The sequence below is a fragment of the Roseovarius sp. MMSF_3281 genome, from assembly GCF_030733685.1.
GTDB lineage: Bacteria > Pseudomonadota > Alphaproteobacteria > Rhodobacterales > Rhodobacteraceae > Roseovarius.
The window spans coordinates 109306-131923 of sequence record NZ_JASHIM010000006.1; the positions used below are offsets into that span (position 1 = coordinate 109306).

Annotated in this window: 26 protein-coding genes; 14 read left to right on the forward strand and 12 right to left on the reverse strand. The window is 61.3% G+C overall.

Annotated features, from left to right (window positions below; translation table 11 throughout):
* Nucleotides 1-5: 5 nt before the first annotated feature.
* Nucleotides 6-287: a hypothetical protein gene (locus RBB32_RS08795; RefSeq protein WP_306152327.1), complete on the reverse strand. Its 282-nt coding sequence runs from the start codon at nucleotides 285-287 to the stop codon at nucleotides 6-8.
* A 157-nt stretch (nucleotides 288-444) separates the two neighbouring features.
* Here RBB32_RS08795 and RBB32_RS08800 point away from each other — a divergent pair, with 157 nt between their 5' ends.
* Nucleotides 445-1443: a fatty acid desaturase gene (locus RBB32_RS08800; protein WP_306152328.1), complete on the forward strand. Its 999-nt coding sequence runs from the start codon at nucleotides 445-447 to the stop codon at nucleotides 1441-1443.
* 76 nt (nucleotides 1444-1519) lie between these two features.
* Here RBB32_RS08800 and serS read toward each other — a convergent pair whose 3' ends face one another.
* The 3 genes from serS to RBB32_RS08815 form a co-directional block, all read right to left on the reverse strand.
* Complete coding sequence (gene serS / locus RBB32_RS08805) at nucleotides 1520-2812, reverse strand: serine--tRNA ligase (protein ID WP_306152329.1); 1293 nt, start codon at nucleotides 2810-2812, stop codon at nucleotides 1520-1522.
* A 118-nt stretch (nucleotides 2813-2930) separates the two neighbouring features.
* Nucleotides 2931-3707 carry a pentapeptide repeat-containing protein gene (locus RBB32_RS08810; RefSeq protein WP_306152330.1) on the reverse strand — a complete coding sequence of 259 codons (777 nt, stop codon included), beginning with the start codon at nucleotides 3705-3707 and terminating at the stop codon, nucleotides 2931-2933.
* A 1-nt stretch (nucleotide 3708) separates the two neighbouring features.
* A complete protein-coding gene (locus tag RBB32_RS08815; protein ID WP_306152331.1) occupies nucleotides 3709-4410 on the reverse strand; it encodes a hypothetical protein in 702 nt (233 codons plus the stop codon).
* 211 nt (nucleotides 4411-4621) lie between these two features.
* Here RBB32_RS08815 and yajC point away from each other — a divergent pair, with 211 nt between their 5' ends.
* From yajC to RBB32_RS08860, 9 genes are all read left to right on the forward strand, one after another.
* Complete coding sequence (gene yajC, locus RBB32_RS08820; RefSeq protein ID WP_306152332.1) at nucleotides 4622-4903, forward strand: preprotein translocase subunit YajC; 282 nt, start codon at nucleotides 4622-4624, stop codon at nucleotides 4901-4903.
* A gap of 41 nt (nucleotides 4904-4944) precedes the next feature.
* Nucleotides 4945-7578 (forward strand): protein translocase subunit SecD, encoded by a 2634-nt coding sequence (gene secD, locus RBB32_RS08825; protein WP_306152333.1) that lies wholly within the window; start codon nucleotides 4945-4947, stop codon nucleotides 7576-7578.
* The gene (locus RBB32_RS08830) at nucleotides 7571-8323 is read left to right on the forward strand and encodes a sulfite exporter TauE/SafE family protein (protein WP_306152334.1); all 753 of its coding nucleotides are present in this window, start codon (nucleotides 7571-7573) and stop codon (nucleotides 8321-8323) included. The genes secD and RBB32_RS08830 overlap by 8 nt, the downstream gene beginning before the upstream one ends.
* Nucleotides 8324-8336: 13 nt before the next feature.
* On the forward strand, nucleotides 8337-8690 hold the full coding sequence (locus tag RBB32_RS08835) for an Mth938-like domain-containing protein (RefSeq protein WP_306152335.1): 354 nt from the start codon (nucleotides 8337-8339) through the stop codon (nucleotides 8688-8690).
* Nucleotides 8691-8756: 66 nt separating this feature from the next.
* Nucleotides 8757-9374, forward strand: a complete 618-nt coding sequence (ccmA, locus tag RBB32_RS08840) for a heme ABC exporter ATP-binding protein CcmA (protein WP_306152336.1) — start codon at nucleotides 8757-8759, stop codon at nucleotides 9372-9374.
* Nucleotides 9371-10027, forward strand: coding sequence for a heme exporter protein CcmB (gene ccmB / locus RBB32_RS08845; RefSeq protein ID WP_306152337.1), 657 nt, complete (start codon nucleotides 9371-9373; stop codon nucleotides 10025-10027). Before ccmA ends, ccmB begins: the two co-directional genes overlap by 4 nt.
* Nucleotides 10028-10042: 15 nt before the next feature.
* On the forward strand, nucleotides 10043-10780 hold the full coding sequence (locus RBB32_RS08850; protein WP_306152338.1) for a heme ABC transporter permease: 738 nt from the start codon (nucleotides 10043-10045) through the stop codon (nucleotides 10778-10780).
* 5 nt (nucleotides 10781-10785) lie between these two features.
* Nucleotides 10786-10944: a heme exporter protein CcmD gene (gene ccmD / locus RBB32_RS08855; RefSeq protein WP_306152339.1), complete on the forward strand. Its 159-nt coding sequence runs from the start codon at nucleotides 10786-10788 to the stop codon at nucleotides 10942-10944.
* Nucleotides 10937-11479 (forward strand): DsbE family thiol:disulfide interchange protein, encoded by a 543-nt coding sequence (locus RBB32_RS08860; protein ID WP_306152340.1) that lies wholly within the window; start codon nucleotides 10937-10939, stop codon nucleotides 11477-11479. The genes ccmD and RBB32_RS08860 overlap by 8 nt, the downstream gene beginning before the upstream one ends.
* A 1-nt stretch (nucleotide 11480) precedes the next feature.
* Here RBB32_RS08860 and RBB32_RS08865 read toward each other — a convergent pair whose 3' ends face one another.
* The 4 genes from RBB32_RS08865 to acnA form a co-directional block, all read right to left on the reverse strand.
* The gene (locus tag RBB32_RS08865) at nucleotides 11481-11615 is read right to left on the reverse strand and encodes a hypothetical protein (protein WP_306152341.1); all 135 of its coding nucleotides are present in this window, start codon (nucleotides 11613-11615) and stop codon (nucleotides 11481-11483) included.
* Nucleotides 11616-11727: 112 nt separating this feature from the next.
* Nucleotides 11728-13146, reverse strand: coding sequence for an FAD-binding oxidoreductase (locus RBB32_RS08870; RefSeq protein WP_306152342.1), 1419 nt, complete (start codon nucleotides 13144-13146; stop codon nucleotides 11728-11730).
* 239 nt (nucleotides 13147-13385) lie between these two features.
* The gene (locus RBB32_RS08875) at nucleotides 13386-14015 is read right to left on the reverse strand and encodes a LysE family translocator (RefSeq protein WP_306152343.1); all 630 of its coding nucleotides are present in this window, start codon (nucleotides 14013-14015) and stop codon (nucleotides 13386-13388) included.
* A 260-nt stretch (nucleotides 14016-14275) separates the two neighbouring features.
* The gene (acnA, locus tag RBB32_RS08880; protein ID WP_306152344.1) at nucleotides 14276-17029 is read right to left on the reverse strand and encodes an aconitate hydratase AcnA; all 2754 of its coding nucleotides are present in this window, start codon (nucleotides 17027-17029) and stop codon (nucleotides 14276-14278) included.
* Between the two features lie 242 nt (nucleotides 17030-17271).
* On the opposite strand from acnA, the gene RBB32_RS08885 reads away from it, so the two are divergent.
* Nucleotides 17272-17970, forward strand: a complete 699-nt coding sequence (locus tag RBB32_RS08885) for a thioredoxin family protein (RefSeq protein ID WP_306152345.1) — start codon at nucleotides 17272-17274, stop codon at nucleotides 17968-17970.
* A gap of 280 nt (nucleotides 17971-18250) precedes the next feature.
* On the opposite strand, the gene RBB32_RS08890 is transcribed toward RBB32_RS08885, so the two are convergent.
* From RBB32_RS08890 to RBB32_RS08905, 4 genes are all read right to left on the reverse strand, one after another.
* Complete coding sequence (locus RBB32_RS08890; RefSeq protein ID WP_306152346.1) at nucleotides 18251-18919, reverse strand: MarC family protein; 669 nt, start codon at nucleotides 18917-18919, stop codon at nucleotides 18251-18253.
* Between the two features lie 177 nt (nucleotides 18920-19096).
* Complete coding sequence (locus RBB32_RS08895) at nucleotides 19097-19501, reverse strand: hypothetical protein (protein ID WP_306152347.1); 405 nt, start codon at nucleotides 19499-19501, stop codon at nucleotides 19097-19099.
* Nucleotides 19502-19505: 4 nt separating this feature from the next.
* Nucleotides 19506-19874: a bleomycin resistance protein gene (locus RBB32_RS08900; RefSeq protein ID WP_306152348.1), complete on the reverse strand. Its 369-nt coding sequence runs from the start codon at nucleotides 19872-19874 to the stop codon at nucleotides 19506-19508.
* Nucleotides 19871-21073: a pyridoxal phosphate-dependent aminotransferase gene (locus tag RBB32_RS08905; protein WP_306152349.1), complete on the reverse strand. Its 1203-nt coding sequence runs from the start codon at nucleotides 21071-21073 to the stop codon at nucleotides 19871-19873. The genes RBB32_RS08900 and RBB32_RS08905 overlap by 4 nt, the downstream gene beginning before the upstream one ends.
* Before the next feature lie 93 nt (nucleotides 21074-21166).
* On the opposite strand from RBB32_RS08905, the gene RBB32_RS08910 reads away from it, so the two are divergent.
* From RBB32_RS08910 to RBB32_RS08920, 3 genes are all read left to right on the forward strand, one after another.
* Nucleotides 21167-21571, forward strand: coding sequence for a helix-turn-helix transcriptional regulator (locus tag RBB32_RS08910; protein WP_306152350.1), 405 nt, complete (start codon nucleotides 21167-21169; stop codon nucleotides 21569-21571).
* Between the two features lie 34 nt (nucleotides 21572-21605).
* The gene (locus RBB32_RS08915; RefSeq protein WP_306152398.1) at nucleotides 21606-21836 is read left to right on the forward strand and encodes a succinate dehydrogenase assembly factor 2; all 231 of its coding nucleotides are present in this window, start codon (nucleotides 21606-21608) and stop codon (nucleotides 21834-21836) included.
* A gap of 147 nt (nucleotides 21837-21983) precedes the next feature.
* Entirely contained in the window at nucleotides 21984-22484 is a 501-nt protein-coding gene (locus tag RBB32_RS08920; protein WP_306152351.1) for a MarR family winged helix-turn-helix transcriptional regulator, read from the forward strand.
* The last annotated feature ends 134 nt before the right edge of the window (nucleotides 22485-22618 follow it).

Genomic DNA, 22618 nt, shown 5'->3' on the forward strand with positions numbered 1-22618 from the left:
GGGATCTAGGCCGCGCCGACCACGAGGCTGGCAACCAATGGCCAGCGCATCGCGTCCCACCCGGGCGAATCCGCCCGCTTGAGCAGCCCGAACAGGCCACCGGCGAGCAGCCAAAGGTAAATCAGACCCCAGATCGCGAAGGCATAGCCGGCCGGTTGAACCGGCGGATCGTCCTGCGGAACAGGAAACTGATCGGGCCGAAACCCGGCGAACCCGTCGCTCATCAAAGGCGAAAGGGCAAAGGCCAAGGCGGCGGTGACGACGAAAATGGCTTTCATCCGTTCCATGCCCATGATCTGGGGCGCGTCTTGCCGCCGGTCAATGCCACGGGGGGCAGATTCACGTTATGCGTGTTTTTTGTCGTCGTCAAAGCGACACGTCTGTTATGATAGGCCGATGTATTGAAGGGCTCGTCCCATGGTTTCCAATTGCACGAGGCATGCCATGACCGCCGAAGAGATCAAAACCCACACCCGCCGATATGCCCGCAAAAGCGATGCCTTGGGCGCGCTTTCCCTGCTGGTCACATTCGCCACTTATATCGCCGCCCTCTGGATCGGGGCGCTTTACGCCAACCAGCCGCTGATCGTTGCGCCGATGGTCGTGCTCCTCGCTTTTGCCTCGGTACGGCTTTACGTTTTGCAACATGACTGCGGGCATTATTCCCTGTTTTCCACGCGCCGCTTGAACGATCTTGCGGGGCACGCCCTGTCGCTGCCCTCGCTGACGCCCTACCGGGTGATGCAGTACAATCACAACCTGCACCACGCCTACCTTGGCAACCTCGACCACCGCGAAACCACCGAGGTCTATACCATGACCCTTGCCGAATGGCAGGCCGCGCCGTTCGGGCGGCGGCTGTGGTACAGGCTTTACCGCAACCCGGTGCTGATGCTGGGGCTGGGCGGGATTTACGCCTATTTCATCGCCTACCGCTGGCCGGTGAATACCCGCAAGGTGGGCGCGTGGGGCGTTGTGGCGCATAACATCGCCGTTCTGGGCTATGTCGCGGCGATCTGGTGGGCGCTTGGCGCGGCGGGGCTGGCCATCTGGGCGCTAAGCGCAGTGCTGGCTGGCGCGATTGGCGTGTTCCTCGTCTACCTGCAACATAATTTCGAGGAAACTTATTGGGACCGTAAACCCGATCTGGATTTCCACAAGGCCACGCTGGAGGGGTCAAGCTCACTCGATCTGGGCTGGCTTTGGGATATCGGCACTGGCAATATCGCCTATCACGACCTGCACCATTTCAACCCCGGCGTGCCCTCTTATCGACTTCGCGCCTGTCAAAAGGCGCTGCCCGCGCATCTGCGCCCGCACGATCCGATCCGCTGGCCCGAAGCGCTGCGCAGCTTTCGGTTGAAACTCTGGGATGAGGACGCGGGGCGCTTGGTGCCCTTTCCCAAGCCGGGTACGGCGCAGGGGCCGGTGGCCGCGGAATAGACGGGGTGGGGGGGCTTTGCCCCCTCGGCCTTTGGCCTCACCCCCAGGATATTTTTGGCCAGAAGAAAGGGAGGCGTTACGCCAGTTCCCCCTCGGCGGTCAGGCGGGTCTTGCCGCGCAGATAGGGGTGCAACACCTCGGGCAGGGTGACCGAGCCATCGGTCTGCTGACCGTTCTCCAGCACCGCAATCAGGCAACGCCCCACCGCAAGGCCCGAGCCATTGAGCGTATGCACGAACTGTGGCTTGCCGCCGCCTTCGGGCTTGAACCGGCCATTCATCCGGCGCGCCTGAAAATCGCCGCAGACCGAGACCGAGGAAATCTCGCGGTAAGTATCCTGCCCGGGCAACCAGACCTCGATGTCATGGGTGCGCCGCGCGCCGAACCCCATGTCGCCGGTGCACAGCACGATGGTGCGGTAGGGCAGGCCCAAGCGCTCCAGAATACCCTGCGCGCAGTCGGTCATGCGGTCCAGTTCCGCGCGGCTGTGATCGGGGTGGGTGATCGACACCATCTCGACCTTTTCGAACTGGTGCTGGCGCAGCATGCCCGCCGTGTCCTTGCCCGCGCTGCCCGCTTCCGAGCGGAAACACTGGGTATGGGCGACGAAGCGCTTGGGCAGGCTGCTTTCCTCGACGGTCTCGCCATTGACGATATTGGTCAGCGGCACCTCGGCGGTCGGCACCAGCCACCAGCCATTGGTCGTCTGATAGCTGTCCTCGCCGAACTTCGGCAACTGCCCGGTGCCATACATCATGTCATCACGCACCAGCACAGGCGTCCAAGTCTCGGACAGCCCATTTTCCTCGACATGCGTGTCGATCATGAATTGCGCCAAGGCCCGGTGCACACGCGCCACTGCCCCCTTCAGCACCACGAAGCGCGAGCCCGACAGTTTTGCCGCCAGTTCGAAATCCATCCCCGGCACCACGCCGGACAGTTCAAAATGCTCCTTGGGGGCGAAATCGAACACCTTGGGCGTGCCCCAGCGGTGAATTTCCAGGTTGTCGTCCTCATCCTCGCCATCGGGGATATCGTCCATCGGCAGGTTGGGCAGGCCCATCAGCATATCGGTCAGCTTCCGGTCCAATTCCTTGGCCTCGGCCTGCATCGTCGCGACCTCGGCCTTTTTCTCCCCGACCAGCGCACGCAGCCGCTCAAATTCCGCCTCGTCGCCCTTGGCCTTGGCGGCACCCACCGCCTTGGAGGCCTTGTTTTGCTCGGCCTGCGCGGTTTCGGCGGCCAGAATTTTGGCCCGCCGCGCCTCATCCAGCTCAAGAATGGGGCGTGATGCCCCCTCGACCCCACGGCGCGCCATGGCGGCGTCAAACTGGGCGGGGTTTTCACGGATCGCGCGGATATCGTGCATGGGTCTTGTCCTCGAACCTCTGAGTCGTCGCCCGCCTTATGCCCCAATTTTCGGGGGAGGTGTAGGGTGTGTGGTGGGACGATAGGGCAGAGGGGTTAGGGTTTGGTGAATGGGGGTTTTAGGCGTCGGGTTTGGGCGGATCGGGGGGCGTGTAATGGTCGGGATCGGCCTGCCACTTGCGCCATTCGGTTTGGAACTGGTCGTCGTCGAGTATGCTTTTGGGCCAATGCGCAGGCCAGCTTTCATCATTCGGCCCTTGGCCGCTGGGCAAAGTTACCGAAGCATCGCCGAACATGTCTTGAACATGATTAAGCAACTGTTCGATCTCTGTGCAATCAAAATACCTTAACGCAGCACCACGTAGATCAGCCCATTTAAGTCTTGTGAGATTGTCCAACTCCGGATGAGTCAGATTCGCGCCCCGTAAGTTCGCCGCCACTAAATCGGTTCGTTGTAATTCGGCACCGCTCAAATCTGCTTCTTGCAAATTAGCTTGCCTTAGATTGGCATCTTGGAGCTTAGCAAACTCTAGGTTCGCTTTTTTCAAGTCTGCTCTCCTAAGGTCTGCCGCATTTAATTCTGCTAACCTTAGGTCGGCTTCATTGAGCGCCGCCGTGAAAAGCCGCGCGCCAACCATTTTTGCGCCCCGTAGCTTCGCCCCCCGTAGCTTCGCCCCCGCGAGGTTCGCCCCCTGTAGCGCAGCAAACTGAAGGTTGGCATGCTCGTAGTTGAGGCCTGATAAGTCAAAGCCTTGCAGGTTTGCCAGTCTCAAATCGATGCTGTCTTTGTGTCCACGTTTTGTGGTTTGTATACGACCTAGGCTTTGGACTGCGCTTTCCAAGTCGGGGCGAACCGGTTTTAACTCATCGGCCCAAACCCTGATTTTATTAGTCATTTTAAGACCCTTTTTCTGGCATCTCCTCTGGCGGGTAATCACGGCTTAACTCTCTGACATAAAGGGCCAAAGTCCGCATGATGCGTTCGGCTTCCGCCTCTCTCTCTTCGGCTAGTCCTTCCAGCCGGTCGATAGCTGCGGCCCGAACGAGAATATCGTCCTCCCATTCGGTCAAAACCTGTAGGTCTGGCTCTTCGCCAATGATCGTGGTCACTTGTCGCCGGGCAGCAAGGTCGGTTGTGGCGCTGTTTATCTTTTCATTGAATAAAGTCTCTTCAGCAGTATCCGTCTGCCGACGTGTCAGGATCAGTCGGTTGATCGTAATAGGCAGCGCAATCACCGCCCCTAGGACAGTCGTCAGCGCCGCCAATTGCGCCAAGGCAAAGCGCCATGTCCAAACCTCTTCTTTGCCCTCAGGCGGCTTGTGGAAGATGATGTCCCACAAAAGCATGTAAAGACCGACGAACAGGGTGACGGCGACGATCCCCCATGTCAGGGCCAAGATCAGGAACAGCACCGGATGCAATCGCCCCATGCCAAGGCCTTCGGCAAACTCTTGGATGCGTTTATCGGGGGTGGTGGGGCTGTCTATCTCAAGGCTCACCAACCACTGCACCACAAAGAACAGCGCCGTGAGGCCCAGAAAGATCCAGAGCATCGGATGGGTCACCACCCAAAGGTACGTTTCCGTCGCCTCACTCATCGCCAAATCCCTCGTCACACCGTGGCCCGATTCCGCAACCTAACCACGAAAACCGCCCCGCGCCCACCCTCGCAACCGCACCGACGCAATGCCGACGTTTTACCGACGTCAAACCGACGCGGTTTTCGCACCTTGCAAATGCCCCCTTCGCCCCATAGGTTTCGCCGCAACTCGGCGGCCCTGCCGCGCCCCCATCTTAAGGACACGACCCATGGAAGCCATTGGCCAGTTTATCCCCCTCATCCTGATTTTCGCGATCATGTATTTCCTGCTGATCCGCCCGCAACAAAAGAAGCTCAAGGAGCATAAAGCGATGGTCGAGGCGCTGCGCCGGGGCGATCAGGTGATCACCCAAGGTGGGCTCATCGGCAAGGTCTCCAAGGTCAAGGACGAGGACGAGATCGAGGTTGACCTGGCCGAGGGTGTGCGCGTTCGCGTGGTCAAATCCACCATCGCCCAAGTGCTGTCGAAGACCGAGCCGGCGGAGGGGTAAAAGCCCTTCAACCTCTGACATCCTATTGAAAAGGCAGGATAATGCTGCAAATCGACCTGTGGAAACGTGTGGTGATCTGGGGCCTCGTGGCCCTTGGTTTGCTGCTGGCCCTGCCCAATGCCTTCTACCCCCGGGTAGAAAGTTACAACGACGCCACGGCGGCGATCGAGGCCGGGGTTGAAGACCCGCAGGTTGTCGAGGAGGCGGGCCGCTGGCCCGATTTCCTGCCCTCCGGTCTGGTCAACCTGGGGCTGGATTTGCGCGGCGGCGCGCATCTGCTGGCCGAGGTGCAGGTTGAGGATGTCTATGCCTCGCGGATCGAATCCATGTGGCCCGAGGTGCGTGACCTGCTGCGCGAAGAACGTGACCGCATCGGCCCGATCCGCTTGCAACCCACTGAAAACGCGGAACTTCGTGTGCGTCTGGTGGACGGCCCCGATGAGGTCTCCCATGCCGCGTCGCTGGTCCGTGGTCTTGCCCGCCCGGTGACCAGCATCACCGGGGCGGGGGCTTCGGATATCGATGTCACCACCCAAGGCGCCGATATCATCGTGCGCCTGTCCGAGGCCGAACAACGCGCCACCGACGAACGCACCGTCCGCCAAGCCCTTGAAATCATTCGCCGCCGGATCGACGAGGTCGGCACGCGCGAGCCGACGATTCAACGCCAGGGGGCCGACCGCATCCTGATCCAGGTGCCCGGTATAGGCAGTGCGGCAGAGCTTAAGGAAATCATCGGCACCACCGCGCAACTGACCTTCCAACCGGTGGTCAGCCGCACCCAGAACCAAGATGAACACCCCGGCGCGGGCAATGAGATTTTGCCCTCTTTGGATCAAGAAGGGCTTTATTATATCCTTGAAAAGGCCCCCGTGGTCACGGGCGAGGAACTGACCGATGCACAGCCCGATTTCGATCAGAACGGGCGCCCCGCCGTATCGTTCCGCTTCAACCCGGGCGGCGCGCGCAAGTTCGGCGATTACACGGCGGAAAACATCGGCAATCCCTTTGCGATCGTGCTGGACGGCGAGGTGGTTAGCGCCCCGGTGATCCAAAGCCATATTCCCGGCGGCTCGGGCATCATCACCGGCAATTTCACGGTCGAGGAAAGCACCAACCTTGCCGTGCTGCTGCGGGCCGGGGCCTTGCCTGCGGGGCTTGAATTCCTCGAGGAACGCACCATCGGCCCGGAACTGGGCGCCGACAGCATCGAGGCCGGGCAAATCGCCTGTATCGTGGCCTTCGTTCTGGTGCTGGCCTTCATGTTCGCCAGCTACGGCACCTTCGGGATCTTTGCCAATATCGCGCTGATCATCAACGTCGGGCTGATCTTTGGCCTGCTCAGCATGATCGGTGCCACGCTGACCCTGCCGGGCATCGCCGGGATCGTTTTGACCATCGGGATGGCGGTGGATGCCAACGTGCTGGTGTTCGAGCGGATCCGCGAAGAGTTGAAATCCGCCAAAGGTCCGGCGCGGGCGATTGAACTGGGCTATGAAAAGGCGCTCAGCGCCATTGTCGATGCCAATATCACCACGCTGATCACCGCTGTGATCCTGCTTGTCATGGGCTCGGGCCCGGTGCAGGGCTTTGCCTGGACGCTGATGATCGGGATTTTCACCTCCGTCTTCACGGCGCTTTTCGTTACCCGCCTGATGATCGTGATGTGGTTTGAACGCAAGCGCCCGAAAACCTTGATGGCGGGCCGCGCCCTGCGGCTTGTCCCGAAAAACACAAGCTGGGATTTCTTCCGCCGCTGGAAGGTCTCGCTTGGTGTCTCGGCCGTTCTGATCGTCATCGCGGCAGGCTCCTTCATGCTGCAGGGGCTGAACTTCGGGATCGACTTCCGGGGCGGCACCACGGTGCGCACCGAAAGCGCGCAACCGATTGATATCGGTGAATACCGCGATGCGATCCAGCCCCTGGAACTGGGCGACATTTCCATCACCGAGGTGTTCGACCCCACCTTCGGCCCCGAGCAGAATGTCTCGATGATCCGTATCCAGGCGCAAGACGGCCAGGAAAGCGTCAGCGCCGAGGTGGTGGCCAGCGTCGAGGAGGCGTTGCAACAGGCCGTGCCGGATATCGAGTTCACGAGCGTCGAATCCGTCGGCCCCAAGGTCTCGGGAGAGCTGATCGACGCCGCCATCATCGCGGTCTCTCTCGCCATCGGCGCCGTGCTTGTCTACATCTGGCTCAGGTTCGAATGGCAATTCGCGGTGGGGGCCGTGGCCGCGCTTGTGCATGACGTGGTGCTGACCATCGGCATCTTCTCGGAACTGCAAATTCAGTTCGACCTTGCCATCATCGCCGCCCTTCTCACCATCGTGGGCTATTCGCTCAACGATACCGTGGTGGTCTTCGACCGGGTGCGCGAGAACCTGCGCAAGTACAAGAAAAAGCCGCTGTCCGAGGTGCTGAACATGTCGATCAACGAAACCCTCAGCCGGACGGTGATGACCTCGGTCACCACGCTTCTGGCGCTTCTGGCGCTTTATGTTCTGGGTGGTGACGTGATCCGCGGCTTTGTCTTCGCGATGATCTGGGGCGTGGTCGTGGGCACCTATTCCTCGGTCTTCGTGGCCAGTACCATCCTGCTTTGGCTGGGGGTCAAGCGCGATTGGTCCAAGCCCGATGCCAATGTCGGCAACCAGTTTGCCAATGTAGATGCCTGAGGGATTGATCACGGCCGGGGCTACCCCCGGCCTGTTTTTCCTGATGCTGGCAATTGCCATTGCGGGCATCGTGCGGGGGTTTACCGGGTTCGGCACGGCGCTGATCTTCGTGCCGGTGGCGGGGATATTCCTGCCGCCCGCCACCGTTATCGGCGTGATGGTCATCACCGGGGTATTCAGCACCGGCGCGCTTATTCCCCGCGCATGGGGGCAGGCCAGCCGCGCCGAGGTGGGGCTTTTGGCCTTGGCCGCACTGATCACCGTACCCTTGGGCATATGGCTTCTGGAACGCCTCGACGGGATGACCATCCGCTGGATCGTGGCCATCGTGGCGGCGCTGACCCTTGCCGCGCTGGTTTCGGGCTGGCGGTTTTCGGGGCGCGTCTCGCGCCCCGGCCTTGCGGGCATCGGCGGGGCCGCGGGGGTCGTCGGCGGGCTGACGGGCCTGACCGGACCGGTGGTGATCCTGTTTTACCTTGCCGGTCAATCGGCGGCACAAACCGTGCGGGCCAATACCATCCTGTTCCTGGGCGCCCTCGACGTGGTCATTGCCATCAACCTTTTCCTGCGCGGGGCCATCGCGTGGGAAACGGTTTACCTCGCCCTGATCCTTGCCGTACCCTATTTCACCACCACGATGATCGGCCAATCGTTGTTTGACCCGCACCAAGAGCGCCTGTACCGATGGGCCGCCTACGGCGTCATCGGCCTTGCGGTGGTGACCGGCCTGCCGATCTGGGACTGAAAGAGGGGCTGCCATGCAAATCAATGAAATCACCTTTGACAATGCCATGCCCATCGACGGCTACGGCCCGGGGTTCTTCCGCGTCGGCGGCGGGGTGATCGAAGGCGCGGCCCTTGTCACCGTGCACGGCGCGCGGGGCTGGGGCGGCTATGACGACACCGCGCCGCTTCTGGACCTGGCCGAGGAGTTGGACGTGATCTTTATCGGCACCGGGGCCGAAACCGCCCATGTCCCGCCCGCCTTTCGCGAGGCCCTGGAAGAGGCCGGACTTGGGGTTGAGGCGATGAACTCCCCCGCCGCCTGCCGCACCTACAACGTGCTCTTGTCCGAAGGCCGCCGGGTGGCGGCGGCGGTGCTGCCGGTCTGAGATTATTCGTCTCAGCTTGATCCAGGTCACTTTCCGCCGCGCCACCTTTGGGGTAGGGACATCTGCATGGGATTGAATGTATCCAACCTCACCATCGCGCGCGGCGGGATCAAGGTGCTTGAAGGCCTCAACCTGTCGCTTGAGGCGGGTCAGGCGCTTGTCCTGCGCGGGCCCAATGGCGTGGGCAAGACAACCCTTCTGCGCACCATCGCGGGGCTCCAGCCCCCAATTGAAGGCACGATCAAGGCCGACCCCGAAACCATGGTCTACGCGGGCCATGCCGATGGTCTGAAACCCACCCTGACGGTTGAAGAAAACCTGACCTTCTGGGCCAGTGTCTTTGCCACCTCGGATATTGACGCGGCAATCGACGCCTTCCACCTCGATGCCCTGCGCACCCGTCCTGCAGGGGCACTTTCTGCCGGGCAAAAGCGCCGCCTTGGCCTAGCGCGGCTGCTGGTCACCGGGCGGCCTATCTGGATACTCGACGAACCCACCGTGTCGCTGGATGTGGATGCGGTCAGAATGTTCGCCGACACCGTCCGCCACCATCTGGGGCAGGGCGGTTCGGCCCTGATCGCCACCCATATCGACCTTGGCCTGCCCGATGCCGGCATCCTTGATGTCGGCCCCTACCGCGCCCGCGCCATGAACCCCGACGACTTTGACGAGGCCTTCCTGTGATCGCGCTGCTGACCCGTGACCTGAAGCTCGCAATGCGCGCCGGGGGCGGCTTTGGCCTCGGCCTTGCGTTTTTCCTGATCGTGGTCACGCTGGTGCCCTTCGGTGTCGGCCCTCAATCCGACCTTTTGTCGAAGATCGCGCCGGGCATCCTCTGGCTCGGTGCGCTGCTGGCCTGCCTTCTGTCTCTGGATCGTGTCTTTGCCCTCGATTGGGAAGACGGAAGCCTTGATCTGCTGGCCACCTCGCCCTTGCCGATGGAGGGGATCGTCACGATAAAGGCGCTGGCCCATTGGCTGACCACCGGCCTGCCGCTGGTGCTGGCCGCGCCGCTTTTCGGCCTGCTGCTTAGCCTGCCCACGCCGGGTTACGCCCCGCTTGTCCTGTCGCTCCTGCTGGGCACCCCGGCGCTTAGCGTGATCGGCACCTTCGGGGCGGCGCTTACCGTTGGCCTGAAACGCGGCGGGCTGCTGCTGTCGCTTCTTGTCTTGCCGCTCTATGTCCCCACATTGATCTTCGGGGCCGAGATGGCCCGCCGGGGCGTCGAGGGGCTGGACACCACAACGCCGCTTCTGATGCTGGCGGGCATCACCTGCGGCACCATCGCACTTTTGCCTTTCGCCTCCGCTGCGGTATTGAAGGTCAACCTGCGCTAGCCAACGGGAATGCCGATGAACCTGAATGCACTCTGGCAATACGCCAACCCCAAGAAGTTCATACAGACCACGGAAAAGGTGCTGCCGCTCTTTTCCGTGCTGGCGGTGGTCTGTCTGGTGGTGGGGCTGATCTGGGGCTTTTTCTTCACGCCCGAAGATTACCGTCAAGGCTCGACCGTCAAGATCATCTACCTGCATGTGCCCGCGGCCTTGATGGCGATCAACGTCTGGCTGATGATGCTGGTCACCTCGCTCATTTGGATCGTGCGCCGCCACCACGTCAGCGCGCTGGCCGCCCGTGCCGCCGCCCCCATCGGCGCGGTGATGACAGTGATCGCACTGGCCACCGGCGCGATCTGGGGGCAGCCCATGTGGGGCACGTGGTGGGCCTGGGATCCGCGCCTGACCTCCTTTTTGATCCTCTTCCTGTTCTACTTGGGCTACATCGCCCTTTGGGAGGCGATCGAGAACGACGATACCGCCGCCGACCTTACCTCGATCCTCTGCCTCGTGGGGTCGGTCTTTGCGCTGCTATCGCGCTACGCGGTGAATTTCTGGAACCAGGGGTTGCACCAAGGCGCCTCGCTCAGCCTCGATAAAGAGGAAAACGTGGCCGATGTCTTCTGGTACCCGCTGCTGGTCTGCATCGCGGGCTTCGTGCTGTTTTTCATCGCGCTGGTGCTTTTGCGTACCCGTACCGAAATCCGCGCGCGCCGAATGCGCGCGCTTCTGGCCCGTGAACGGATGGGGTGAACGAAATGATGCCTGATCTTGGAAAATACGCCGAGGCCGTGCTGTCCTCCTACGCGGTGTCTCTCGCACTTTTGATCGTGCTGGTCTGGCTTAGCCTGCGCCGCTCGGCCAAGGTGGCCAAGCAGCTTGAGGATATCGAACAGAAGGCCCGAAAGAATGGCTAAAATTTCCCCGCTCATGATCGCGCCCCCGGCCATATTCGCCGGGCTGGCCGCGCTTTTCTTCTTCGGAATGCAGCGCGAAAACCCCGATGAACTGCCCTCGACAATGACGGGCAAACCAGCCCCCGTGGTGCAGGTCACACCACTGGGCGACAAGACCCCCTTCACCGATGCCGATCTGCGTTCGGGCGGCGTGAAGCTTCTGAACTATTGGGCCAGTTGGTGCGCGCCTTGCCGGGTGGAACACCCTGTTCTTGAGGATCTGGCCAGTCAGGGCATCACCATCTACGGCGTGAACTACAAGGACAAGCCGGGCAATGCCCTGGGGTTCCTCAATGAACTGGGCGATCCCTACGCCGCGATCGGTGCCGATGAAAACGGGCGCATGGCGCTCGATTGGGGCGTCTATGGCGTGCCGGAAACCTATGTGATCGACGGCAAGGGCAACATCGTGCTGCGTTTCGCCGGCCCGATCACCGAGCGCGTTCTGGAAAGTCAGATCATGCCGGCGATCGAAAAGGCCAAGGGCACACGGTAAATCACTGCTGACAATGCTGGTCCGCCTGCGCCGAGGGCAGGGGGCAGCTCTGGTCCTGCCCGCTGTCGCCCATGGCCCCCACCACGGCCAGAATACTTAAGACAGCAGCTTGTAATATGATCATAGTCGCGCGCATGGGCCTGCCCCTTTTTTTGTGTTGTGACACTTATCTGGGCAGGGCGCGCCGGAATTTTTAGGGGGAAGGTCGGACGATATGGATCACGGATGCGCGATGGGCGGAAATCCGGTCACCCGTCGCGCAAGACCGCCCCGGGGTTCATGATGCCCATGGGATCAAGCGCCGCCTTGATCGCCCGCATCGCCGACAAATGCGCGCCATCCCCATAGCGTTCCAGATCCTCCACCTTCAGCCTGCCAATGCCATGCTCGGCACTGACCGAGCCTTCCATGGCATGCACAAGGTCATGTACCACGCGTTTCACCTCATCCCGCAGGTGCAGATACTCCGCGCGGCGTTCCCCCGGCGCGGGGAAGACATTGTAATGCAGGTTGCCATCGCCCAGATGCCCGAAACAATTGATCCTGAAGTCCCCCAGCTTCGCGATATGCTGGGGCGCGGTGGTGATGAACTCCGGGATGGCCCCCATCGGCAGGGATATATCGTGCGAACTGATCGATCCGACCAGGCGGTTCGCCTCGGGGATCTGTTCGCGCACCTCCCAGAATTCGTGCCGCTGTGCCTCGCTCTGGGCGATCACCCCGTCGCTCACCAGACCGGCCTCCAGCGCCTCGCCGAACAGGGTTTCCAGGGTCTCCGCCGGGTCCAGCCCACGCGCCAGCCCGACGTCGATCAGCACGAACCACTCGGGCAACTCCGCGAAGGGCTGGCGGATATCGGGCAGGGTCTCGGCCAGAAACTCCAGACCCGCGCGATGAATGAGTTCAAAGGCGCTCACGCCCTCGCCCATGTGATCCCGCGCCAAGGACAACAGCGATAGCGCCGCCTCCGGGCTTTCGACGACCATCAGGGCGGTGCCTTCCCCCGCCGGGCGCGGGGCCAGCCGCAGGGTGGCCGCCGTGATCACCCCAAGCGTCCCTTCGCCGCCGATCAAAAGGTCTTTCAGGTCATAGCCCGCGTTATCCTTTCGCAGCCGTTTCAGCCCGTGATAGATCTGCCCATCCGGCAAAACCGCCTCGATCCCAAGGCACAGCTCGCGCGCATTGCCATAGCGCAGGACATTCACACCGCCCGCATTGGTCGCGAGCAACCCACCGATGCGCGCGCTGCCCTTGGCGGCAATCGACAGCGGGTAAAGCCTGTCTGCCCCAAGCGCGGCCTCATGCACATCGGTCAGGATCGCGCCCGCCTCGACGACCATGGCGTTTTCTTCTGGATAAAGGCCCCGAATGGCGCGCATCCGCTCAAGGCTCAGGACAATAGGGGCAGGGCCATCGCTGACGATCTGCCCGCCGACAAGCCCCGTGCCCCCGCCATAGGGGATAACCGGCATGGCGGCGGTATGGGCCAGGCGGATGACCTCTGCCACCTCCTCGGTGTTGCCCGGGGCAACCACGACCCCGGCGTGCCCCGCCCACCTTCCGCGCGGCTCCTCAAGATAGTTAGGGGTGACCTCGCGGATTGCGCCCTCGGACAGGGCGGCGCGCAGGGTGTCGACAAAGGCGGGGGTGACAGGATTCAGGCTCATACCCGATACCTATCATGTTGGACGCGATGGTCTAGCGCCAAGCCCGTTCGAACGGGCTTCCATGCGCGAGGCATCCGCCCGCGCATCCAAACGCCGTCGAAGGCGCGTGCCCCAAGGCCTTTCGAAAGGCCTTGGCCCGCCCATGACCCGGCGGCGCCCCTCGAAAGGGCAAATGTCCGGTTCGAGGCCAGAGTTCGGATGCCGCGCAAAGTATGAACGCCGAGTATGCGGCCCTGCGGTTACCGTTGAGGCTGAAAATCTTTACTCGCCAGTAGCATTGCCGCGCCGATCATAAGCGCCCCGCAGACTTTGTTCACAAGACCGAAGGAAAACCGCTTTAGTGCTGTGGCCGCGCGCACCCCAAGCCATCCCCAGGCCAGTAGGATCACTCCATCGACCGCTAAATAAGTTACCCCCAAGATCAAAAGCTGCGGAAGCACCGGGGTCGTAGGGTCGATAAACTGAGGAAAGAGCGCACCAAAAAAAACGACGGCAAATGGGTTCGCCATTGAGGTCACAAAGCCTTGACGGAACAGTCGGAACGATTGACCGGACGTGTTGGCCGTAACGTCACCCGATTGGTCTTTCGAGAGGAATAGCTGAAGGCCAGTCCAAACCAGGTAGGCCACTCCGAGCCATTTGATCCAAATGAATGCACTTGCAGAGGTCGCAATGATTGCAGCAAGACCGAAAGCCGCACCTGCCATTTGCAAGCTGTTTGCGGTCAAGTCTCCGGCAATGGTGTATGCGCTGCGCTTTACCCCATGCCTTACGCTATTCGATATGATAAGAAGTTGGCTGGTATCAGGCGGTGTCGCGAAAAACACGGCGACCGCAGCCAAATAGATCACATAGGTTTCCAAGGGCATCGCGGGGTTCCTTCGGCTTTACTATATCAAGCTAGGGCTTCGAAAGCAGTCTGGTCAACCTCTCATTGCTACCTTTCACGCCCCATTCCCGGTTTCCGGAAAAGTCCCGCATGACGCGCATTTAGAACGCTGAGCCCGCCTCCCGGTTTGCTACAAGGGAATTGGTCCCTCAAGACCCGAGGCCCATTGCGCGATGCGTCAACACATAAGCAAAAGGGCGGCCCCGAAAGGCCGCCCCTCTATCCTGTCTGGTCCGAAGATCAGGCTGCCGATTTGGCCAAGTTGCGCAGCACGTAGTGCAGCACGCCACCGTTCTCGACGTATTCCTTTTCCACCGCCGTATCGATGCGCGACTTCAGGGTGATCTCCTTGGTCGTGCCATCGGCATAGGTGATGGTACAGGGGATCTCGGCCTGCGGTTTCATATCGCCTTCCAGCCCGGTGATGTCGAAACTCTCATCGCCGGTCAGGTTCAGGGTTGTGCGGGTGTCGCCGCCGGTGAACTCGAAGGGGATAACCCCCATACCCACCAGGTTCGAGCGGTGAATACGCTCGAAGTTCTCTGCGATCACGGCCTTGACGCCCAGAAGGCTGGTGCCCTTCGCGGCCCAGTCCCGGCTGGAGCCCGCGCCATATTGCTCACCGCCCACCACGATCAGGGGCGTGCCCTGCTCCTGATAGGCCATCGCGGCGTCAAAGATCGAGGTCTCATTGCCATCGGGGCCCTTGGTATAGCCGCCTTCGACACCGTCCAGCATCTCGTTACGGATGCGGATGTTGGCGAAGGTGCCGCGCATCATCACCTCGTGGTTCCCCCGGCGGGAGCCATAGGAGTTGAATTCGCGCACCGGCACCTGGCGCTCGGTCAGGTACTGACCGGCGGGGGTGGAAGGTTTGAAGCTGCCTGCCGGGCTGATGTGGTCGGTGGTGACCATGTCGCCCAGAAGGGCCAGCATCTTGGCGCCCTTGATGTCGGAAATCGTGCCCGGTTCTTTCGCCATGCCCTGGAAATACGGCGGGTTCTGAACATAGGTCGATTGCGGCGGCCAGTCATAGGTTTCCCCTTCCGAGGTCTCCACTTCCTGCCACTTCTCGTCGCCCTTGAAGACATCGGCATATTTCGACTGGAAGGCCTCGCGCGTCACGGTCTTCTCGACCAGGTCGGCGATTTCCTTCTGGCTCGGCCAGATGTCTTTCAGGTAGACCGGGTTGCCGTCCTTGTCCTCGCCCAGCGGCTCGCTGGAAAGGTCAAGGTTCATGTCCCCGGCCAGCGCATAGGCCACCACCAGCGGCGGCGAGGCGAGGTAGTTGGCGCGCACGTCCGGGCTGATCCGGCCTTCGAAGTTGCGGTTGCCCGACAGCACGCTGGTCGCGATCAGGTCGTTGTCGTTGATGGCCTTCGAGATTTCATCTTGCAGCGGGCCGGAGTTGCCGATGCAGGTGGTGCAGCCATAGCCGACAAGGTTGAAGCCGATCGCATCCAGATCGTCCTGCAGGCCCGCGGCTTCAAGGTAATGCGACACCACCTGGCTGCCAGGCGCAAGCGAGGTTTTCACCCAAGGCTTGCTATCAAGGCCAAGCTCGCGTGCCTTGCGCGCCACAAGGCCCGCACCGATCATCACGTAGGGGTTCGAGGTGTTGGTGCACGACGTGATCGAGGCGATCACGACCGACCCGTCGCGCAGCTCGTAATCCTCGCCCTCGACCTTCGCGCTCTTGCGCGGGTCGATCAGGGCATCGGGCGCGGGGCCTTCCGCGGCCATATCGGTGGCGGCACTGGTTTCATCCTCGCCGCGATATTCCGACACCACGTCGAAGAACGCCGGCGCGGCCTTGTCCAGTGTCACGTAGTCCTGCGGGCGTTTCGGCCCGGAAATGGCCGGAACGATCGTGCCCATATCAAGGCTCAGGCTGTCGGTGTACACCGGCGCATAGCTCGCATCGCGCCAGAAACCGTTCTCCTTGGCATAGTGCTCGACCAGCGCAACGCTGTCTTCGTCGCGGCCCGTGTTGCGCAGGTAGCGCAGGGTTTCGTCGTCGATCGGGAAGAAACCGCAGGTCGCGCCGTATTCGGGGGCCATGTTGGCAATCGTCGCCCGGTCGGCCAGCGGCAGCTTGTCCAGGCCGTTGCCGTAGAATTCCACGAACTTGCCGACAACGCCCTTTTCGCGCAGCATCTCCACGACCTTCAGAACAAGGTCGGTGCCGGTGGTGCCTTCGATCATCTCGCCGGTCAGTTCGAAACCGACCACTTCGGGGATCAGCATCGAAATCGGCTGGCCCAGCATCGCGGCCTCGGCCTCGATGCCGCCCACGCCCCAACCCAGAACCGCCAGGCCGTTGACCATGGTGGTGTGGCTGTCGGTGCCGACAAGCGTATCGGGATAGGCCACTTCGACACCGTCTTGGTCCACGTCGCTCCAGACGGCCTTGGCCAGGTACTCAAGGTTCACCTGGTGGCAGATACCCGTGCCCGGCGGCACGACGCGGAAGTTGTCGAAGGCGCCCTGACCCCACTTGAGGAACTGGTAACGCTCCATGTTGCGCTCATACTCGCGGTCCACGTTCATCTGGAAGGCGCGCGGGTTGCCGAATTCGTCGATCATGACCGAGTGGTCGATCACAAGGTCAACAGGGTTCAGCGGGTTGATCTGCTCGGCCTTGCCGCCAAGCGCCACGATCCCGTCGCGCATCGCCGCTAGGTCCACGACGGCGGGAACGCCGGTGAAATCCTGCATTAAGACCCGCGCGGGGCGATAGGCGATCTCGCGGGGGTTCTTGCCGCCTTGCTTGGCCCAGTCGGAAAAGGCCTTGATGTCGTCGACCGAAACGGTCTTGCCATCCTCGAACCGAAGCATGTTTTCCAGAACCACGCGCAGCGCGGCGGGCAGCTTGGAAAAATCGCCAAGGCCCGCCTCTTCGGCGGCTTTGATCGAATAATAGGCAAATGTCTTGCCGTTGACGCTCAATTCCTTGCGCGTCTTTGTGGTGTCATGTCCGACGGTGATAGGCATTGTTGGCCTTCCTTTCACGTTCAAGGCAGGAATAGGAATTCGCTGACTTGCTTCTGACCGATTTAAAATGTTCGATCAAGAGGAGTCCGCCGAAATTGTATACTATTGCACACAATTTGCCGCGGAATCGCGCCAGAATCAAGCGGTCACCGGGCGCTGACGAAACCTTGATTGGCTGTTTCAGCCATGAGTACATAGAACAGGAAGGGTATTCAGGATTGTCACGACCACAGGACACCACCATGCGAAACTTCCGCCATTGGACCGCCGCCTTGCTGATGCTGGCCAGCCCTGCAGTGGCCGAAGACCCGGGGCCCGTCGTCGTAGAGCTTTACACCTCGCAGGGCTGTTCCTCCTGTCCGCCCGCCGATGCCTACTTTCTTGAACTGGCCAGGCAAGAAGGGATCGTGGCCTTGGCCATGCACGTGGATTATTGGGATTATATCGGCTGGAAAGACAGTTTCGCGGACCCCGATTATACCGCCCGGCAAAAATCCTATGCCGCGGCTCAAGGCAAGCAAATGGTCTATACCCCGCAGATGATCGTCGATGGCACCTATGATGTCGCGGGCACCAAGCCCGATGCCGTCGCCACCGCCATCGCCAAGCACCGGGCCGAACCCAACCCGGTGGCGCTCAAGCTGCGCCGCGAGGGCGGCAGCCTGCATATCACGGCCACCCCGCGCGGGGCCGTGCCGGGGCGCATGGATGTCACCCTGCTGCGCTATCAACCCAAGGCCACCGTGGCGATCAAATCCGGCGAAAACGCGGGCCGCACGCTCAGCTACGCCAATATCGTCACCTCGATGGAAGCCCTGGGCACATGGACGGGCGAAACCCCCCTGCGCCTGACACAACCGATCAAGGGCGACAGCCCCGTCACCGTCTTGATCCAGCAATCCGGCCACGGCCCAATCACGGCGGCCGCCAAGCTGGAATGAGGGTCGCAAGCCAAGGCAAGCGCGCCAGCTTGTCGGCTAAGTCTATGGCGGCTTTGCGGGGCCGAAAGTGCCTTTCAAGGCGGTGATTTGAAGACGCTCCGCCTCTCTCTCTCGCCCCCGCTGGTATCGGCATTCGGTCGCTATGCCAAAAGGCCCATTGCGGTCTTTAAAGCGTTCCGCCTTTCACCTGAGGCATCAGCGAAAGGCGGAACGCGTGCAACGATTGAGCGGAGCACTGCGTTTCGCGAAAATCTGTGTTTCAGGTTTTTCGCGAAACGCTTTAGCCCAAAGGACTCGGGTTTTCCGCCGGCGCGACCTCGAATACCCCAAGCATATTAAACCCACCGAGAATGGCATCGACCGCAATCGTGGCGAGAATAATTCCCATGACCCGCGATATGACCGAGGCACCTGTATCCCCGATGAAACGATGCACGAAGCTGGCAGCGAGCAACAGCAACAGTGTCAGCATAAGCACCAGCACCAAAAGCACCGCGGTGGTCGCCTGCTCTGCCACCGTGTTCGAACTGTTTTCAGTCAATATAACTATGGCCAGCATCGCGCCGGGCGACGCAATCGAGGGCATGGCCAAGGGAAAAACAGCGCCGGACAGATGATTGCGTTCCGCCTCGGCGATTTCGCTCTGTGCCTTGGACTCACCGAAAATCATCGAGAGCGCGAACAGGAAAAGAATGATGCCGCCAGCAATCTGAAAAGACCCAAGACGAAGGCCAAGCGTTTCGATCATGACCTGTCCGCCGACAAGAAACGCCAGCAAAACCAGAGTTGCGATCAAGACAGCACGAAGCGCAAATCTTCGGTGCAGTGCCCTTGGCACATTCGACACGGCAAAAAGATAGACCGGGATCGTACCCACCGGGTCGATGACGACGATTAGCGTGATGAACTCGCGTATGATCGGCACCCAGTCTATAGAAAGCAATGTCATCAAAGTCCCTTTGTCCATTTTCAGCCCTGCGTATATTGCGCGCGCCTACGCCAAGCCAAGAAAAGTTAAGGCGATTGCTTGCCTGGAACCGGCGCTCGCCCAAGTCATAGCTAAGGTTGGCCTGAACCCGCAGCGGTCAGTTTAGGCCGGGCTTCAAATTGGTCGCGCGTCCGAAACTCACTCGCCCTTCATCAGGCGGTCCGCCTTCTTGCGCACCAGAACGGTGCGCAAATCATGCATCGCCAGCAACAGCGCATCGGTCACGTCTTCCAACTGTTCGTCGGTGGCCCGCGATTGTGCCCACTGGGTGGTGGTGTTGAGGTAATCCACCGCCCGGAAAATATCGTCCATGTCCCGATGCGCGAGGATTTCGGCACGCTCGGCCATCCATTCCTCGATGGCCGCGATATCCGCCTCGCTCAGCACGCGGTCGCCATGGGGCTTGATCTCGGCCTTGCGGATATTGACCACGGCAATCTGGTCCATATCAATCCGCCGTTGCCGGTTTTCGGTGTCCACACGGAACACGAAGGCCCCGTTTTCGCGGACTCTGAAATAATACTTGGGAAGATCGCCCGCCATCGCGTTACTCGCTTTCTATCACACGCCAGAGCGACCCATCCGGATCGATCAGCGCGAACATTCGGGGTGCTTCGGGCAGCTCGAACGGGGCCGTCAACCGGGGGATCGCGTCGCGCGCTCCCGACAGACCCGTGGCCGCCTGCCAATCGGCATGCAAGCTGTCGATATCCGGCACGCGCAGACAGGCCGAAAACCAACTCTCGCTCGGCTGCAACTCGGGATGGGGAAAGAATTCGACGCTCCCCCCGCCCCGGTTCATGATCATCCAGCCGTCGTTGCGAAAATCGGTGTGAAATCCGAGTTTGGCATAAAACGCCTCGGTCACGTCGAAGTCCCGGCTGGGCAGATTCGCGGTTATCTTGCCTGTGCTCATGTCATCCCATCGCAGAACGTCTGTATCCGCGCGCAGGCCTCTTCCAGCATTTCGTCCGATGTGGCATAGCTTACCCGGAACGCGGGCGACAGGCCAAAGGCCGCGCCAAAGACCACGGCCACCCCTTCCTCTTCCAGAAGGGCGGTGGCGAAATCCTCATCGCTGTCGATCTTGGCGCCACCGGCGCTGGTCTTGCCCATCAAACCGGCAATCGAAGGATAGACGTAAAACGCCCCCTCCGGCACCGGGCAGGTGATCCCCTCGATGGCGTTCAAACGCTCCAACACCAGGTCCCGGCGGCGTTTGAACACCGCGTTGTTCCCGGCGATGAAATCATGGCTCCCGGTCAGCGCCTCAAGCGCCGCCCACTGGCTGATCGTGCAGGGGTTCGAGGTGCTTTGGCTCTGGATTTTCCGCATCCCGCCGATCAATACCTCCGGCCCGGCGGCAAAGCCGATCCGCCAGCCGGTCATCGCATAGGCCTTGCTGACGCCGTTGCAGGTCAGCGTGCGGTCATAAAGCCCCGGTTCCACCTGCGCGGGCGTGCAGAATTCGAACCCGTCATAGGCCAGATGCTCATACATATCATCGCTCATCACCCAGACATGGGGATGGCGCATCAAAACATCGGTCAGCGCCTTCAGCTCGTCCCAGGAATAGCCCGCCCCGGTGGGGTTCGAAGGTGAATTGAAGATGAACCACCGGGTCTTCTCGGTGATCGCCGCCTCCAGCGCCTCGGGCGTCAGCTTGAAACTGGTCTCGACCCCGGCTTCGGCAATCACCGGGGTGCCACCGGCCAGCAACACCATATCGGGGTAGCTTACCCAGTAGGGGGCCGGGATCACCACCTCGTCGCCGGGGTTCAGCGTCGCCATCAGCGCGTTATACAGGATCTGCTTGCCGCCCGTGCCAACACTGACCTGCGCCGGGGTGTAGTCCAGCCCGTTGTCGCGCTTGAACTTGGCGCAAACCGCCTCCTTCAACTCGGGGATGCCATCGGGCGCGGTATAGCGCGTCTTGCCTTCCTCGATGGCCCGGATGCCCGCCGCGCGGATATGCTCGGGCGTGTCGAAATCCGGCTCCCCCGCGCTCAGCCCGATCACATCCTTGCCCGCCCGGCGTAATTCCGCCGCCTTGGCGGTCATGGCGATCGTCGGGGACGGTTTGACGCGCGATAGTGTCGCGGAAAGAGGGTTCATGACAGGCTCCGGTTTGTATCACTTCTTCGAATGTCTTAGAGTCCGCGACAAGACGTATCAAGCACCCTGCACGATCACGCGAAAGGAATCCCGATGAACGAGCAAACCAACGACGGCTGGTTCGACCCCGAGGCCACCACCTTCGGCGACCGTGTCGCCGGTGCCCGCGAACAGGCAGGCATGACACAAACGGAACTGGCCAAACGCCTTGGCGTGAAACTCAAGACCCTCAAGGGCTGGGAAAACGACCTTAGCGAACCGCGCGCCAACAAGCTGTCGATGATGGCTGGCCTGCTCAATGTTTCGCTCCTGTGGCTTCTGTCGGGCGAGGGCGAAGGCCCCGACGCACCGGGCGAAGAGGGCGAACTGTCGCGCGATGTCACCGAATTGCTGACCGAGATTCGCGATATCCGCACCCACATGGCGCAATACGTGGATCGCCTGGGGCGCTTGGAAAAGAACCTGCGCGCCAAACTCAAGGACGAGGCCGGTGCCTGAGGAAACCCGCGACATCCGGCTCAAGCGGCTGTACATGCGTTCCATCCGGCGTGGCATCAAGGAAATGGATATCATCCTTGGTCGCTACGCCGACACGCGCCTGACCGATTTGGACGAGGCCAGCCTCGACAGCTACGACGCGCTTTTGTCGGAAAACGATCAGGATCTCTATCAATGGGTGACAGGGCAGGCCGCCCCCCCCAGCGGTCTGGCCCCCCTGATCGAAGATATCGCACGGCTGTCCAACGCCAGCGGCGCCGAGTAAAGCACTCCGCCTTTCGCGAAAAGCTGTCAGCCAGGTTTTTCGCGAAACGCTTTAATTCGGATTTTACAGGCTCCCCGCAGGGTTTAACCGATTATTCGGCAATTTATTCCAATGTCCCTCCCCAAGCAGTATCGCACGGAGACGGACATGAGTTTGCACACCCCCTTCGAGGCCCCCGCGAACAAGCAGGGTTTCATGACAGGCTACCTTGACGCGCTGGCGCTGGTCGAACGGCTGCACCGGCTTTTGCTGGACGTGATCAAGGATGAATTCGAACGCGTGGGCATTCTTGAAATCAACGCGGTTCAGGCGCTCTTGCTGTTCAACATCGGCGACAACGAGGTGACGGCGGGCGAACTCAAGACCCGCGGCTACTACCAGGGCAGCAACGTCAGCTACAATCTCAAGAAACTGGTGGAAATGGGCTATATGCACCACCAGCGCTGCGAGGTGGATCGCCGCTCGGTCCGGGTCCGGCTGACGGAAAGGGGCCGCGGTATCCGCGATATCGTCGCACAGCTTTTTGAGCGTCACGCCCAGGGGATGCAGGACAAGGGGGTGCTGGGACTTGACGGCATCGACCAGATCACCGGCTCCCTGCGCCGCGTCGAACGCTATTGGACGGACCAGATCCGGTATATCTACTGATCCGGGCCTCTATGCTCTTGGCAGGCCATGGATGCCTCCGGCGGGGGTATTTGGCCCAAGAAAAACCATGGCGCGCGGCTTTTCTGAGGGGCGAATACCCCGAGGGCGTGCGCCCGTAGGGCGGCGGGGGCCGC